The organism is Nonomuraea sp. NPDC054003 (assembly GCF_055585125.1).
In genome coordinates this window covers 1-15,037 of the sequence record NZ_JBVJKR010000008.1, presented here as the reverse complement: position 1 = coordinate 15,037, position 15,037 = coordinate 1, and the positions used below count along the sequence as shown (strand labels likewise).

Annotated in this window: 15 protein-coding genes and 1 pseudogene; 8 read left to right on the top strand and 8 right to left on the bottom strand. The window is 68.9% G+C overall.

What is annotated here, in order from left to right; all coding sequences use genetic code 11:
• The first annotated feature begins 88 nt into the window (after positions 1-88).
• Positions 89-778 carry a DUF899 domain-containing protein gene (locus tag ACZ6YG_RS21555; protein ID WP_466019015.1) on the top strand — a complete coding sequence of 230 codons (690 nt, stop codon included), beginning with the start codon at positions 89-91 and terminating at the stop codon, positions 776-778.
• Here the strand turns inward: ACZ6YG_RS21555 and ACZ6YG_RS21550 are convergent.
• Positions 718-1,407, bottom strand: a complete 690-nt coding sequence (locus tag ACZ6YG_RS21550) for a DUF998 domain-containing protein (RefSeq protein ID WP_466019014.1) — start codon at positions 1,405-1,407, stop codon at positions 718-720. The genes ACZ6YG_RS21555 and ACZ6YG_RS21550 overlap by 61 nt on opposite strands.
• A 79-nt stretch (positions 1,408-1,486) precedes the next feature.
• A complete protein-coding gene (locus ACZ6YG_RS21545) occupies positions 1,487-2,704 on the bottom strand; it encodes an erythromycin esterase family protein (protein ID WP_466019013.1) in 1,218 nt (405 codons plus the stop codon).
• Between the two features lie 277 nt (positions 2,705-2,981).
• On the opposite strand from ACZ6YG_RS21545, the gene ACZ6YG_RS21540 reads away from it, so the two are divergent.
• The 5 genes from ACZ6YG_RS21540 to ACZ6YG_RS21520 all read left to right on the top strand — a co-directional run bounded on the left by ACZ6YG_RS21540 (position 2,982) and on the right by ACZ6YG_RS21520 (position 7,545).
• Positions 2,982-3,464, top strand: a complete 483-nt coding sequence (locus tag ACZ6YG_RS21540; protein ID WP_148034074.1) for a DoxX family protein — start codon at positions 2,982-2,984, stop codon at positions 3,462-3,464.
• Between the two features lie 481 nt (positions 3,465-3,945).
• Positions 3,946-4,923: a DNA-processing protein DprA gene (gene dprA, locus ACZ6YG_RS21535; protein WP_271278827.1), complete on the top strand. Its 978-nt coding sequence runs from the start codon at positions 3,946-3,948 to the stop codon at positions 4,921-4,923.
• A 311-nt stretch (positions 4,924-5,234) separates the two neighbouring features.
• Complete coding sequence (locus tag ACZ6YG_RS21530; RefSeq protein ID WP_466019012.1) at positions 5,235-5,681, top strand: ComF family protein; 447 nt, start codon at positions 5,235-5,237, stop codon at positions 5,679-5,681.
• 268 nt (positions 5,682-5,949) lie between these two features.
• A complete protein-coding gene (locus ACZ6YG_RS21525) occupies positions 5,950-7,062 on the top strand; it encodes a winged helix DNA-binding domain-containing protein (RefSeq protein WP_466019011.1) in 1,113 nt (370 codons plus the stop codon).
• A 96-nt stretch (positions 7,063-7,158) separates the two neighbouring features.
• Positions 7,159-7,545 carry a TraR/DksA family transcriptional regulator gene (locus tag ACZ6YG_RS21520; protein WP_271278830.1) on the top strand — a complete coding sequence of 129 codons (387 nt, stop codon included), beginning with the start codon at positions 7,159-7,161 and terminating at the stop codon, positions 7,543-7,545.
• A 12-nt stretch (positions 7,546-7,557) separates the two neighbouring features.
• On the opposite strand, the gene ACZ6YG_RS21515 is transcribed toward ACZ6YG_RS21520, so the two are convergent.
• The 3 genes from ACZ6YG_RS21515 to ACZ6YG_RS21505 are packed head-to-tail and all read right to left on the bottom strand — an operon-like array spanning position 7,558 to position 10,714.
• Positions 7,558-8,757, bottom strand: coding sequence for a ferritin-like domain-containing protein (locus ACZ6YG_RS21515; RefSeq protein WP_271278831.1), 1,200 nt, complete (start codon positions 8,755-8,757; stop codon positions 7,558-7,560).
• Positions 8,754-9,593 carry a phosphate/phosphite/phosphonate ABC transporter substrate-binding protein gene (locus ACZ6YG_RS21510; RefSeq protein WP_466019010.1) on the bottom strand — a complete coding sequence of 280 codons (840 nt, stop codon included), beginning with the start codon at positions 9,591-9,593 and terminating at the stop codon, positions 8,754-8,756. The genes ACZ6YG_RS21515 and ACZ6YG_RS21510 overlap by 4 nt, the downstream gene beginning before the upstream one ends.
• Positions 9,590-10,714: an acyl-CoA dehydrogenase family protein gene (locus ACZ6YG_RS21505; protein ID WP_466019009.1), complete on the bottom strand. Its 1,125-nt coding sequence runs from the start codon at positions 10,712-10,714 to the stop codon at positions 9,590-9,592. The genes ACZ6YG_RS21510 and ACZ6YG_RS21505 overlap by 4 nt, the downstream gene beginning before the upstream one ends.
• A gap of 304 nt (positions 10,715-11,018) precedes the next feature.
• On the opposite strand from ACZ6YG_RS21505, the gene ACZ6YG_RS21500 reads away from it, so the two are divergent.
• A complete protein-coding gene (locus ACZ6YG_RS21500; RefSeq protein WP_466019008.1) occupies positions 11,019-11,762 on the top strand; it encodes an MBL fold metallo-hydrolase in 744 nt (247 codons plus the stop codon).
• 155 nt (positions 11,763-11,917) lie between these two features.
• Here ACZ6YG_RS21500 and ACZ6YG_RS21495 read toward each other — a convergent pair whose 3' ends face one another.
• The 3 genes and pseudogenes from ACZ6YG_RS21495 to ACZ6YG_RS21485 all read right to left on the bottom strand — a co-directional run bounded on the left by ACZ6YG_RS21495 (position 11,918) and on the right by ACZ6YG_RS21485 (position 14,256).
• Positions 11,918-12,124, bottom strand: coding sequence for a DUF397 domain-containing protein (locus tag ACZ6YG_RS21495; RefSeq protein ID WP_466019007.1), 207 nt, complete (start codon positions 12,122-12,124; stop codon positions 11,918-11,920).
• The gene (locus ACZ6YG_RS21490) at positions 12,115-12,795 is read right to left on the bottom strand and encodes a DUF5753 domain-containing protein (RefSeq protein WP_466019006.1); all 681 of its coding nucleotides are present in this window, start codon (positions 12,793-12,795) and stop codon (positions 12,115-12,117) included. Before ACZ6YG_RS21490 ends, ACZ6YG_RS21495 begins: the two co-directional genes overlap by 10 nt.
• A 207-nt stretch (positions 12,796-13,002) precedes the next feature.
• Positions 13,003-14,256 (bottom strand): annotated as a pseudogene (locus ACZ6YG_RS21485) (IS701 family transposase).
• A gap of 311 nt (positions 14,257-14,567) precedes the next feature.
• Between ACZ6YG_RS21485 and ACZ6YG_RS21480 the strand changes: the two are divergent.
• The gene (locus tag ACZ6YG_RS21480) at positions 14,568-14,876 is read left to right on the top strand and encodes a hypothetical protein (protein WP_466019005.1); all 309 of its coding nucleotides are present in this window, start codon (positions 14,568-14,570) and stop codon (positions 14,874-14,876) included.
• Positions 14,877-15,037 lie beyond the last annotated feature (161 nt).

The window sequence follows — 15,037 nt, the reverse complement described above, 5'->3', positions numbered from 1 at the left end:
TCCTACCGAATCCAGAGGAACGCCTGCCGATGAATTCGACGGCCGGGGCAGGTCTACCTCTTTCGGACACGGCAAGCAGGGAGAAGACATGGACACGAAAGCACTACCGCCCGTCGTCGACGCCGCCACCTGGCAGCGTGAGCTCGAAGCGCTGCGGGTCAGGGAGAAGGCCGCGACCCGGGAGCTCGACGCCATCGCCGCCCAGCGCCGCCGCCTGCCGATGGTGCGGATGCCGGACTACACGCTGGAAGGCGAGGACGGACCCGTCCGCCTGGTGGACGTCTTCGAAGGCAAGAGCCAGCTGATCGTCTACAACCACATGTGGTTCCCTGGCAAGGAGTGGCAGTGCCCGGGCTGTACGGGGTTCACCTCGCAGTTCACCCGGCTGGAGTTCCTGGACGACTACGACGCCCGGTTCGTCATCGTCACCCAGGGCCCCATCGACGAGGCACTCGCCTACAAGCGGCAGGTCGGCAACAAGATGACCTGGTACTCCACCGCGAACAGCCCGTTCGGCGCCGACGTCGGCGCGCCGCCCGGCGAAGGCTTCGCCGTCAACGTGTTCCTGCGCGACGGCGACACCGTCTACCGCACCTGGCACACCAACGGCCGGGGCACCGAGCAGCTCACCCACACCTTCGCGCTGATCGACCTCCTGCCGTACGGACGGCAGGAGGAGTGGCAGGACTCGCCCGACGGCTGGCCGCAGTCGCCCACCTACAGCCGCTGGGCCTCCTCCGAGGACATCGCGGCGCAGTACGGCGACGACAACGCCTGAGACCCGGCACGCAACCACCAGGAGACGACGGCGAGCCAGCTGGAGATGATCACCGCGGCGGCGGCGAACCGCAGGCTCGCGCTGTCCTCGCTCCACGGCGGCACCGTGAGGACGAACGTGGCGACGCTCGTCGCGGCGCTGTACACCGTCCGGCCGCGGCGTCCCTGACCGGCGAACCGCCGGGCGAACACGAGCCCGGCTGCGATCAGGGACAGGAACGCCGCGGCCGCGAAGACCGTGTGCAGGAGGCTGTTCACGCTGAGATGCCCGGGAAGACCCTCGGGGGCGCCGACCGGCCAGCCCAGGGCGGGGTCGGGGGCGAAGATCCCGCCGCCGATCATGCCCACGCCGTAGACGAGGACCAGCGCCGGCCCGGACGTGCCCGCCCGTCCGGGGTGCAGCGCCCGCCGGATGCCGGCCGCGAAGAGGACGGCCAGCAAGCCCGTGACCACGAAGTTCGCGATCTGGAGCCAGCCGAGATTGCCGAGTGTCAGCGAGCTCAGCGCGTGCCGGGGCAGGTCGAAGCCCTCGCGGGTGAAGGCCTGCGCGAACGAGACGACGGGGAAGAGCACCCCGGCGAGCGCGCCGCAGCTCAGCAGGAGCGTGGTTCGGCGGTGTTGGGCGGTCATGGGTCCGGTCCTTTCACGAGAGGGCGCGTACCGCATGACTACGAACGGGGAGGCGCCGGATGGACACGGGCGCCGCCCCCTAGAGGGGCGTGCAGGGAGTGATCACCTGCCGGTGGATGATCACGTCGAACCACTGCGCCAGCGACCCGCCTTCCATGTACGACTTCTGCGCCGCCGCCGGGACGTAGTCCGAGTAACCGCGTACCTTCGCCGGCGCGCGCAGCCACTCGCGCACGGCCTCCGGCGCCTTGGCGCGCAGGTCCACGACGTACTGGGCGCGGCCGACGTCGCCGAACACGCGGTTGGCGAAGCCGGGGTCGGGGCGCGGGACCGGCGCCGGGGCCACGCCGCAGCCGTCTCCGGTGCTCAGCCTCCCGTGGTCGAACAGCACGCCGATCGAGCGGTAGCGGTCCCCGTACCAGCGGCGCAGGTAGGAGCCCGCGCTGTCGAAGGCGACCGCCTCGCCGCCGAGCACCATCCGCAGGCCCGGCGCGGCGGCGGTGTGCGCGCTCGCCGCCCAGTAGGCCACCTTGTCGCCGGTGCGGCGTTGCCACCAGCGCAGGTTCTCGGCCGCGCGGGCGTCGCGGTAGGCGTAGACGTCCTCGAAGGGCAGGCTGAACGCTTCGTACCAGGAGAGGATCTGACGGGCGTGGTGCAGGGCCAGCCGCTGCCGGTCGTTCCCGGGCAGCCCTTCGACCAGCTCGTACACCGCGCGGGCGTGACGGATGTAGGGCCGCTTGTCGGTCACCCCCATGTACCACCTCAGGTTGGCCCCGGCGTCCTCGTGGCGGGGCCGGATGTGCCGCAGGTGCCTCCGCAGCTCGCCCAGCCGCTGCGGGGCGGCCTCGGTCACGTACGAGGAGACGGCGTCGTAGGCGAGGGAGCGGGTGGCGTAGTACTCCACGCCGACGAACCGCACCTTGTCGTCGTGGCCCGCGTTGTACGCCCGCAGCCAGGCGAGCACGTCGCGCACCTCGCGGTTCCGCCACGTCGTCGTCAGCTCGCCCATGAGCGCGTCGAGGTCGCCCTCGCCGGTCAGGACGTACCGGTTGACCCGCACGCTCGTCGTCCAGTCCTCCCACGCGATCGAGCGGAACCCCATCTCCTCCACGAGGAAGCGCAGGACGCCGAACTTGATCGTGGCCTCCTCGTGGGTGCCGTGACTGGACTCCCCCAGGCCCACGACGGTGGCCGCGCCGATCGCCTCCCTGGTGACCTGCTGCTGGGCGTTCTTGTCGATCCAGTCGACGACGTGCGGATCGACGGCCAGGACACCTGCCATGAGCAAGCGCAACATGATGACTCCCGTTTCTGCGAAGGGACGGTGAGCCCAGAGTCCTGCTCGTCCCGGCGCCGGCGCGTCCGCCGGGCGTCCCATCGCGAACTACGCCCGCCGCCCTAGGGGATCGGACCGGACCTCCCCCTAGGGCGGACCCTTAGGCGTGAGGCAGTAGGCGCGTGACCCGCCGTACCTGTGAAGGCGTAGACCGACTGCCTCCCGTCGCCGGATGTTCTCCGCCGACCGTCTCGCCAGTCTGGATCCAGACGGAAACGACACCGACGGGGAGAAAGAAATGATCGAGAACGCGACCTCAAAGCTGACCGCCTGGCTGTCCAGGCACAGCATCGACATCCTGCGCGTCAGCCTCGGCCTGGTCTTCGTCGCCTTCGGCACGCTCAAGTTCTTCCCAGGAGTCAGCCCGGCCGAGGCCCTCTCGGTGGCCACGCTGGAGAAGCTGTCCCTGGGCATGCTGTCGGGCTACGCCGCCCAGCTCGTGATCGCCGGCATGGAGGTCTTCATCGGCCTCACCCTGGTGACCGGCAGACTCCTGAAGACCGGACTGGTCGTGATGACCGGCGCACTGGCCGGCTTCTTCGCACCGTACGCACTGTTCTTCACCGACCTGTTCCCCGGCGCCCCCACCCTGGAGGCGCAGTACATCTTCAAGGACATCGTCCTGGCCGCCGCCGCCATGGTCATCGGCGCCCGCGCCCTGGGCGCCCGGCTGGTCCCGGCCCGCGAGCGCCGCACGGAGCGCGTTCACGTGGCGGCCTGACCCCTCCCCGACGGTGCCTCCCGGACCAGCTCCGGGAGGCACCGTTCTGCTTGAGACATAGCCCGCGTCCGGCTGCTGGGCCCCACCTCGCCTGAGCATCCGGCCCCGGCTCTGACACGGAGCTCCATCAGTTCGCGGAGACCGTGAACCGCACGGGTTCACGGAGTACCGAGGCAGCGGTGGGGAGTCGGCCAGGCGGGCGGACAACGTCTGGTGAGCGGCGTCATGCGGCACGCGGATGACATTTTCGGTAGGCACGGGCCGCCAGACACATCGTTCGTATACTCACCGTAAGAACTCAATGTCTCTGAGCTACATCAAAACTGGCTAGCCGATATCGATCATGGCTTGCCGCCATATCGATCATCGATGCAGCTCGTTAGATATCTAGTACTACTTGGCAATATGGACATATCTTCGGGCGGCATAAGCATCTGCAGTACCATAAGACACGCATTCGAACATGTGTTTGGAGAGTAGGATGCGGATCACTGAAGAGCAGTCACGACTGCTCGCGATATGCATGGTCAAAGGCGTCAGCTGGTACCTCATCGCGCGAGAGGCTCAACGTCCCAACGGCTTGGCCCGCCTATGGTCGGGCAACATCATCGAGTCCTCCCCTGAGGCGACCAAAGCCAGAGCCCTCATCACCAACAGCGCCCAGGAGCTCAATCGCTACGTCGAATCTGCCGTTCAGCAGGCCGAACTCGCGGCCGACAGCGGGGCTCGACTCGTCACTGTCGTGGACAAGGAGTATCCCGCCACCCTCCGGTTGATCTTCAACCTTCCACCGTTCCTGTTCGTCCGGGGCGAACTCCGCGAAGCGGACCTACGCAGCGTGGCCGTCGTCGGTACCCGCCAGGCGAGCGAGGACGGACTACGCCGGGCACGCCGGATGTCCGGCCTGCTCACCGAACGTCAGGTCACCGTAGTGTCCGGCCTCGCCCGAGGCGTTGACACCGCGGCGCATACTGCAGCGCTCGATACCGGCGGCAGGACGATCGCGGTCGTGGGGACGGGCATCCTGCGCTGCTACCCGGCCGAGAACCGCGCCCTGGCCGACCGGATCGCCGAGAACGGAGCCGTGGTCTCCCAGTTCTGGCCGGAAGCCAACGGCGCGACCCATACCTTTCCCCGCCGCAATGTCACCATGTCCGGCATCGCGCAAGGCACGGTGGTGATCGAAGCCGCAAGCACGTCCGGGGCGAAGATGCAGGCGCGGCTGGCGCTGGAGCATGGCAAAAGGGTGTTCCTGCTACGTAGTCTCACCGAGGCTCAGCCGTGGGCGCAGGAGTACGTCAAGAAGCGCGGGGCGCTCATGGTGGAGGACGTGGACGATGTCGTGAAGAGCCTGTCCAGCCCGGATCGGATCCAAGCGGTCAACGAGTCCCGCGCTCAGATGACCCTCGACTTCGAAGATCTGAAACTGGAGGCGCCATCGCCCGGGGCGCTGTGGTGACCAGACCAGGGCGGCTGGCCTATGGCGACGGCCCACCCCCCGCCGGGTTCGGCAGTTGCGGCGAATGTCCCTACCTGCAGGCAGGGCACGTCCGCATCTGCCACGAGTGCGCATCGGAGAGCTTCCGGCCGCCGAACGAACCCAACTGCCGGATCTGCCACCAGGTGTTGCGGGGTGGCGAGCTCGCTTGCTCCAACAGGCTCTGCAGCGACCCACAGCGTGCTTTCGAGTGGACGGCGGTCGTCGGGGTCAAGGCCGGCACCCTGGAGCAGGGAGTTCTCCGACTGAAGCGCGGAGCATACGGGTGGGGGATGATCTTCGCACGGATCATCTTAGGTCACCTCTACACCCACCCCGAGCTCGTCGACGAGGTGGACGCCATCATCCCGATGCCCGCCTATCGTGAGTCACACCAGGCACGCAAAGGTAATGATCACACTGGGTACGTCATCGAACGGGCGATCCTCGAAGACGATGAGGATCTCCCATTCGTGCTAGACCCGCCGCTCATCGAAAAGACGCGAGCCACTCCCCGAATGCGAGACACGACCTCCCTTATCGAGCGTCAGATCGCGGCGAATGAGCTGTACGCCGCGCTACGTGTGCCGGACCCGGCTCGTGTGCGAGGCCGACGCGTCATGGTCTACGACGACGTCTTCACCGCTGGTAGTAGCCTCAACGCGGTGGCCATGCGGCTCAAGGCGAGCGGCGCGGTGAACGTGTACGGGCTCACTCTGGCTCGCGCTCGGTGGCGCTGACTGCCGGCGAAGTCGCGGGGAGAGCGGCGGCGAACTGAACGTGACGGGCAACCGTGGGAGTATTCTCGCCGAACCGAGAACTTGATCTTCAAGTTCACCGTGTCAAGCGATCGTCATGAAGGCTGGGCGGCAGGGGCGCAGAGCTCACGGTACGCCTCGCGCAGTTCGGCGACCTCAGGCGCCCCCGGGCTGTCGAGGACGTGGGCGCGCACCGTAGGCCGGATTGTCGGTGGCGAAGGCTACGGTGAGCGCGAGGAGGCGTTAACCAGTGGAACTTTCCCCCCAGCAGGTGCTCGGCCTGCGGATGTCCAGCCTGCTGCTCCGGGCGTCGTCCGGCGGCGCCGGCGGGGCGGCGGGCGTGGCCGAGGTGGTGACTTGGCTCGGGGCGATGCAGGCGCAGGACCTGGCCAGCGGGCTGTGGTCGTTCGGTGCGCGGCTGCCCGGACACACCGCCGCCGACGTCACCGCCGCGCTGGAGCGGCGGGAGGCGCTGCGCACGTGGCCGATGCGCGGCACCATCCATTTCGTTCCGTCCCGTGACGCCCGCTGGATGGTCGAGCTGATGGGCGTCCGGGTGCTGAACGGCGCGGCGAGGCGGCGCGAACAACTCGGCCTCTCGGAGGAGACCGCCGTCCAGGCCATGGACGTGCTGGGCGCGGCCTTGGCCGGCGGCGGGCGGCTGAGCCGGTCGGAGTGCCTGGCCGTCCTGGCCGAGAAGGGCATCGACACCGGGGGCCAGCGCGGCTACCACCTGCTGTGGTACGCCAGCCAGCGGGGCCTGCTGTGCATCGCACCCAACCTCGGCAACGAGCAGAGCTTCGTGCTGCTCGACGAGTGGGTCCCCGACCCGCACCGGCCGGAGCGCGACGAGGCGCTGGGCACCATGGCCCTGCGTTACTTCCGCGGCCACGGACCGACCACCCGGCAGGACTTCGCGGGCTGGACCGGCCTGACCGCGGCCGACGCCAAGCGCGGCATCGCCGTGGCCGGCGACGCGCTGGCCCGGGTAACCGTCGACGGGGTGGAGACGTACGTCGACGCCGCGCTCCTCGACACCGCCCCTCCCCCGGCCGGCGACGACGAGGTGCTCGTGCTGCCGGGGTTCGACGAATACCTGCTGGGCTACAAGGACCGCTCCCTCATGGTCGCCGACGAGCACAAGGCGGCCATCATCCCCGGTGGCAACGGGGTCTTCCGGTCCACCGTGGTGCGCGCCGGCCGGGTCGTGGCCACCTGGACACGCACCCTCACGAAGAGCGGGGTACGGATCGCCGTTCAGCCGCTCTCACAGCTCGGCGGGAGCGACCGGGCGGAGGTCGAGCGGGCGTTCGAGCCGTACGCGCGGTTCATGGAACGCACCCCGGAGGTGCGCTGGCCGTGACCCGGCGGCCGTGGTCTTCGCGGGCGAATGGCACCGGCCCAGGTCATGTCCAGGGAGGGGCGGCGAATAATCTGGTGGGGAAGGTGAGGAGCCGTGATGGCCGAACACGATCGGGACGCCGCGCTTTCCCCCTCCGAGCAGGCGACCATACGAGACCTGCTCGACGCCGACCGCCGCAGAACCACGGAGCGCATCGCCCTGCTGGGCCGCGACCGTGACGAGATCGTCACCTCGTCGGCGCTGACGGCCTCCGACGACGAGCACGACCCCGAGGGCACGTCCACGGCGTTCGAGCGGGCCCACGTCCAGGCCCTTCTCGATCAGGCCCTGACCCACCTCGCCGAGCTGGACCTCGCTTCCGAGCGGCTACGCGACGGCACCTACGGGACGTGCGCGAGGTGCGGGCAACGCATCCCCATCGAGCGCCTGAAGATCCTCCCGGCCATCAAGACCTGCGTGAAGTGCGCCTCCCGCCGCCGCTGACCCGCCCCGCTCTCACATGAAGTTGCGGGTGTGCAGGGCGGCCAGGTCGGCGGCCTCGTCAGCCGGGAAACCGAGACGGACCAGCCGGTTCCTGCGCCCTTCGAGCATCTCCGTCTGGAGCAGCTGGACCGCCGCGTGCCCCCGGGCGATCGCGGCGGGACTCCACTCACCGGCCGCCAGCACGGTCAGGGCGTCGAGCACGTCCGCGTTGATGCCGGCGGTGTCGGCCAGCGCGTCGTGCCGCCGCTCGATCGCTCCTCTGAGCGTGCCCCGGAAGGCGGGATCGGCGCGGGCCTGCTCCTCCAGGTGAGCGATGCCGAAGGCCACGTGACGGGCCTCGTCCTGGTGGGCCAGGGCCACGATCCGCCGCGTGACCGGGTCGGGCGCGTACCGGTCCAGGAAGGACAGCAGGTTGAGGAAGCTGCCCTCGCCGAGCACCGACAGCAGGAACGAGGCGAGGGAGAAGTCGGGCTCGGCCAGCAGCGTCATCAGGGAGGCGCGCCCGCCGGCGGAGGAGGTCCCGAGCTCCTCGCCCTTCAGCGTCGCCCGGCGGGTGAACACCTCGACGTGCCTGGCCTCGTCCGCCGCCTGCACGGCCAGCAGCTGCATCACCTCCCGGAAGTGCGGGTGCACCCGGGCCAGCAGCCGTGCGGGGATGACCAGGGCGGCCTGTTCGTTCTCCACCAGGTAGGTCATCACCTGGACGACCGCCGCCTCGATCTCGGCGGGCAACTCGAACGGGGTGTCCCAGTCGACCGCCGCCACCGGATCCCACTGCCGGGCCACCGCCTGCAGATACAGTTTCGGCGCCAGCTCGGACCACACGGTCTCCTTGCGGTCGAAGTCGAAGCGGACCGCCGGGCCGCCCGACTCCACCAGGGCCCCACGGGCCGCCAGCCCCCAGTGCGCGGGGGGCCGGGCGACCAGGCCGGCGGGTGACGATCCACCGGCCCGTTCCGCGCCGGCCCACCGGTCGTGCCCCGCCCGGCCGCGGACGACCCACGCGCGCACCCGGCCGTCACGCTCGTCGCCAGGGAGCAGGTCGTGGCCCTCCCTGCGGCACCACGCGGCCAGGTGCACGACGAGCGCCTCGTCCGTACCGGCGACCGCGAGCCGGCCGCCGACGGGCAGCAGCGCCAGCTCCCGGCGCAGCAGGAGGTGCGCTCCCCGGTCGAACCCCACGTCCCGCAGGTCGAGGGCCCGGACCGTCACGGCCGGTAACCCTCGGCGGTGATCCGGCCGGCCAGGTCGTAGAAGCCGCCGGCGTCCACCGCGGCCTCCAGCTCGCCGTATCCGCTCGTACGGCCCGGCACCCAGGCGGTGAGACCCTCCAGGTCGAGGAGCGGGCGCACCTCCGGGTCGGCGTAGGACATGCCGGTGAGCAGCTCGCCGAACAGCCGGACGGGCTCCTCCGGCGCGGAGTCGACGACGGTCATGTTGCAGTGGTCGTAGGCCGCCGTACCGACGAGGATCCGGGTGGCGCCGGGAGGCAGCGTGCCCTCGCGGCTGAAGAGCAGGTGGCTGGCGTCGACCATGCAGGCCGCGGCCACCTCGCCCGACAGCAGTGCCCGGGCGGCGTCGCGCTCGCCGCCGATGTGGTCGCCGTGCAGGCCCACTCCCACCTCGAAGCGCCGTACCTCGAACCGCGCCCCCGCCATGCGCAGGTGATGCAGCGGCAGGAGGGTGGCCTGCGGCGAGTCCACGGCTCCGGTGCCCACGACCTGCCCCTTGAGGTCGTCCAAGGAGGTGATGCCGGAGTCGGCGCGTACGACCACGACGGAGCGCAGATCGCGGTCGGTGTCACGCATCACCAGGGGACGCACCGAGCGGCCGGCGGCGGCGGCCAACCGCCGGGCGCGGACCCACGCCAGCGGCGAGTTCCAGGCGGCGTGGACGCGTCCCGCGACGAGATCCTCGACCTGACGCTCGTAGTTGGAGTAGAGCACGAAGTCGAACGGCAGCCCGTTGCGCAGGAGCCAGGAGCGGAACCCGGTCCAGATCGGCACCACCTTCGCGTCGTAGGCCACCGCTCCCATGACGAGCGTCACGACGCGTCCCCGTCGAGCAGGGGCAGGCCGAAGGAGACGCGGCCCACGAAGTCGTGCAGCGCCTCCGTGGTGGGAGCCATGACCCGGGCGGCGAGGGCGTCGCGGAAGTGCCGCTCGATGCCGAGGTCCCGCCGCAGCGCCGACCCGCCGCAAAGCCGCATGACCTCGTCGCCGATCTCGACCGACGCCTCCGCCGCGACGGCCTTGACCTGCAGGACCCGCAGCATGGCGTCCTCACGCCCGGATTCGAGCGCGGCGAGGGTGTCGTTCAGGAACGCCCAGGTCTGGTCGGCCCTGGTACGGATGCGGGCGTAGGAGGACCTCGCCGGGAGCTGGTCCGCCAGCCGCTGCCCCAGGTGGGCCAGGTTGGTCGTGGCCAGGTGCTCGTGGGCCTTGGCCGCCAGCGCCTCGATGACGCCGAGGGAGAAGGCGGCGTTGAGCACCAGGAAGGTGGGCAGCACGGTGGCGAGCGCGATGTCGAGCCCGTCCCCGTCCGCGCCCAGCATGGCGGCGGCGGGGACGCGCACCCCCTCGGCCGCCATCGGGCTGGAGGCGTTGGCGCGCAGGCCGAGACCGTCGTAGGAGCCGCTGACCCTCAGCCCGGCCGCGTCGCGGGGCACCAGCCACAGCGTCATGGGGCCGTCACCGGACAGGGGCCGGCTCGACCAGACGTAGCCGTCCGCCTCGCCCGCCGCGGTGACGAAGCTCTTGCGCGCGTCGAGCCGGATCTCGTCCCCGTCGGCCTCGGCGGTGCTCAGCGGCGCCCAGAAGTGGCTGCGCGAACCGGCCTCGGAGAACGCCAGCATGGCCAGGTAGAGGCCCTCCGCGATGGCCCGGCGCACCTCGGCCGGGCCGTGCGCCTCGATCGCCGCGGTGGCCGAGTAGTGCATGAGAGTGATCATCGCGGTGGATCCGCAGGCGGAGGCGAGCTCGGTGATGACCTCGGCGGCGGCCCTCAGCCCCTGTCCGCCACCGCCCACCTCCGCACTGCTGGTCAGGCCGAGCAGCCCGGCCTTGGCCAGGGCCTCGACGGCGGCGCGGGGGAACTCCCCGGTCCGGTCGGCCTGGGCCGCGGAGGGAGCGACCACGTCCGCGATCACTCCGGAGACAACGGTGTGCATGCGGTCCCTTTCACTGATTTTCGGTGTGTTCCGCCAGGAAGCAGCTGTTCCCTCAGCGTGCGATGCGCCCGCTGGACCTGCCCGGCCTGACGAGGGTGCGGCCGGCTGGGCGTGCCGGACGCTGTCGATTCGCTTTCATCGGCCTTCCCGGATCTTGCTCGGGGTTCGACCATGACGTACGACCAGCGCAAAGTTACGGCTTGGCCGATTCGCAAGCGCTCAGGCACGCCGACCATCCCTCTGCGAACGCGCACGGCTGATGCGGGCGCGCCATGGTTGGTGAGCCGGCCGTTAGAGTTCATGGATGCTGCTGACAATCCTTGGCGGGTGCGGCGCGTGGCCGGCGGCGGGCCAGGCCTGCAGCGGTTACCTCGTGGAGCACGACGGCTTCAGGCTGCTCGTCGACCCTGGATACGCGACGGTGCCGCGACTGCTGGAACGGATCACCGCCGATCAGGTCGACGCGGTGTTCATCAGTCACGGACATCCCGATCACTGTGCCGACCTGAACCCGCTGTTGCGTGCGCGTGCGTTACGTGATGACCCACCGGCGCCGTTGCCGGTGTACTCGCTGCCCAGCGCCCTGGATGCGGTGCTCGCGCTGGACCGCCCGGGGATGCTGACCGACGCTTATGTCCTGCACGAGTTCAACGCCGGCGACCAGATCGCCATCGGCCCGTTCCGCGCGCAGACCCGTCTACTGCCGCACTCGGTGCCCAATGCGGGCATACGGCTGACAGCGGGCGAGCGAGTGCTCGCGTACACCGGGGACACCGGCCCGAGCCCTGATGTGGTTGACCTGGCGCGCGCCGCTGACCTGCTCCTGGCCGAGGCCACCTTCGTGGACCGGGTCCCGCAGGATTCGCGGCGCCACCTGTCGAGCGCCCGCCAGGCAGGTCGGCAAGCCAAGGAAGCCGATGCCCGACACCTGTTACTGACTCACCTGCAGCCAGGCACAGACGCCACAGCCGCGCGAGCCGCTGCTGAGGCCGAATACGACGGCGAGATCGGCATCGCCACCTCCGGTCTCACCATCGATCTTTCTTGAGGCTTCGACAGCAGTGACGCCGATTTGCCGCCCAGGCCATCCAGGTCAAACGCCGCCGCACCGACCTCAAGAAGCGTTGTCATGTGGTGACCTGGCGTGCGTGGAGACGTCGCACCGGTGACTGCCATGGGGTGATGGAAATCGCGGCTGGCGGTTCAACCCAGGGAGTCGAACTCTCCGGCTCTGACGCCGCCGAGGAACGCCTTCCACTCGGCGGGGGTGAAGGTCAGCTTGGGGCCGTCCGGGTTCTTACTGTCGCGTACGGCGACTACTCCGGGCAGGTTGGAGGCCACTTCCACACACTGGCCACCGCTGTCTCCCGAACGGGACGACTTCCGCCATACGGCAGAGCTCAGGTCCATTCGGATCTCGCTTTCTGGATCATTTGGAGGGATGCGTGCTCAGGATAGGCCCAGAGCCGAATCGCCTCGTAGCGGTTCCACATCGCGGTCACGGAATCGAGATCTGTGGTGACTTGTCCTTCTGCAGAGGACTCCGCGTGAATGGCGTCCGGCTGCCCGTCCGGAAGTTCCGCGATAGTGAAGGCGCCCATCAGACCTGTTAGGCAGTCCGGGCTGACTACCTGGATGGAAACGGTCGGCATCTGAGCGATTTGCAACACATAGTCGAGTTGGTCGCGCATCACCTCGGCTCCGCCGACCCTGCGGAACAGTACGCCCGAGTCGACGAGCACGAGGATGAGCGGAGGGCTGTCCCGGTCGAGGATCCTCTTGCGACGCATGCGGGCCTGGACACGTTCTTCCACCTCGTCGGAGGTGATCTGCGGAGCTTGGCTGAAGAGGTGCCGGGCGTAGGCCTCGGTCTGGAGGAGGCCGGGGATCAGGAGGGGATCCCAGGAGCGGAGGATGCGGGCCGTGGGTTCGATCTCCTCGACCCAGCTGCGAAACCAGACCGGGCCGCCGGGCTGGGCGACGATGCGCTGGTAGAGCCTGGTGAAGGAAACACCGTCGGGCGTACCGAAGAGCCGGTCCAGTCGCTCGGCGTCGGGGTCAAGAGACGGCACAACATCCATCGAATTTCCTCCCGAATTAGACGAATTGCCTGCCGCTGGATTTCGCGCCCTATCCAGTCCAGGGCACACCAGAGAGTGTCATGACCCTTTCTGTTTCGGACTTCTGAACCACTCTCCGTGCTAATAACGAAAAGGCAGTCTAGACGCGAACCTTCCGCTCAGGGAAAGGCCGAGCTTCACCTTTTGAGCCTAGTACTCCAGCCGCACTTATCGATCTTTGGGTTGTCGTCGCAGGTAGTGACTTTGGCGGGCACGGGTTTGATGGCGCCGTCGCCAGTTTGACCAGTGCAGAATGTGGCCTTCGTTGATGGGTGGCCGGGTCAGCAGAGCGAAGAGTCGGCGGATCTCGTTAGCGGAGATCGCGATGAGCCGGCCGGTGTCGGCCGCTGGTGCGGGTTCGGGGCCGAGGGCGGCGCGGGTCACGGCCAGGAAAGCCAGGGCAAGCATGGCCAGGGTGATGTAGCGGTACCAGGCGGGATAGAGGCGGACCTGGTAGTGGTCGAAGGCGGCCTCGTTCTTGCCGGTCTGGAAGCATTCCTCGATCGTCCAGCGGGCTCCGGCCACCTGGACCAGGCGTTGTAACGAGGCTGGCCGGGGTGTATGGCACAGGTAGAAGGCCAGGTCGCCCCGGTTGTTGAGCGAGCGGCGGATCAGCAGGCGATGAGTGGGGTTGTCGGTGTCGATCAGTGCCCAGTCATAGCGTCGCTCGCCCTTGGCGCCCGCTCCGCAGGACAGGCGCTGCCATCCATTCTTGGGCACCTTGCCGGCCATGACGTCGGCGCGGACCTTGCTCACGCCGGTGGAGATCTGGTGCGAGCGGGAGACCGCGAGCACGTAGCTGATCTGCTGGTCCTCCAGGAAGCGGCGAAGGGGTCCGTTGTCGCCGTAGGCCTCATCGGCGGTCACCCAGCCGAACGGCACGCCGGCCTCCCAGCGTCCGTTCGATCACGGCCTGCAAGAGTTGCGGCTTGGTGGCGAAGCCGATCTGCTCGGGGATCTGCGCGGCCGCGCACCGCTGCGGCTGGGCGATCCACGAGTCGCGGGGCAGGTAGAGCTCCCGGTCCAGCACCGCCCGGCCGTGGTTGGAGGCATAGCCGAGAAATACCCCGATCTGGCAGTTGGTGATTTTCCGAGGGTGCCGGTGTATTGCCGTTGCACTCCCGCCGAGCAGTCGCCCTGCCTGGCGAAGCCGGTGTCATCACCGACCAGCACTCCATCGGGCTCGCCCAGGTGCGCCATCAGGTAGCCGCGGACATCGTCGCGCACGCCGTCGACGTCCCATTTGGCGGCGTTGAACAGCCGCTGCATCCCATCCGGTGTGCGCTCGCCGGCGTACTCGGCCAGCGACCACGCGTTCTTACGCTCCAGCCCGGACAGCAGCCCTTCGATACACGCGCGAGCCCGCTGCCGGACTTCGTGGCGTTTGAAACGCCCGGCCACCAGCGCAAACGCAGCATCCAGCCTGCCTGCAGACGCGCTGCGCTGAGATGTTCTACCCTGGCCAACGCGGCCACCGCATGATCTTCAGATCCACCACACCTGAATGATCACAGCGGTGGTCGCTCGCCTTTCACCCGGCTACACGCACGCCTACGCATGCGTACCTATGAACCGGCGTGCACTATCGCGCTGTAGCGCGCTTAATCGTGCACCAGCTCATCGACGCACCTCAGCCCGCCTAGCAAGTGCGGCTGGAGTACTAGGCGGCGCCGCGCCCTTGCCTCCTCGGTCGCAGAAATCCCCGGAGGGCGGAAACGTCGAGGGAGACGTCGATGACAGCGGGCGAGCAGTACGAGAGATTCGTCCACTGGGACCTGCGGGATCTGGGCGTCTGCACCTCGCAGGTCCCGCCGCTGAACGGGCAGTCGATCCAGCAGGCAACCATACGAGACCTGCTCGACGCCGACCGCCGCAGAACCACGGACTGCATCGCACTTGACTTCGCTTCCGGAACGGCTACGCGCGATAACACCTACGGGACCTGTGCGAGGCGCGGGCAACGCATCCCCTTCGAGCGCCTGAAGATCCTCGCTGCCATCAAGACCTGCGTGAACTGCGCCTCCCGCCGCCGCTCCCGATAAGGCCATGGGTGTCGATTCCTTGCTCGGCAATCTCGCCCACGGCACGCTGCAGCTGGTCGTACTCCTGTTAGCGTCCACGGGAGTGGTGTACGGGTTTGAACCCGTTCGTCACCTTGGCGCCCGTAAGGGAAGATCGATGTGACATGAGGGCGGCCACTCCG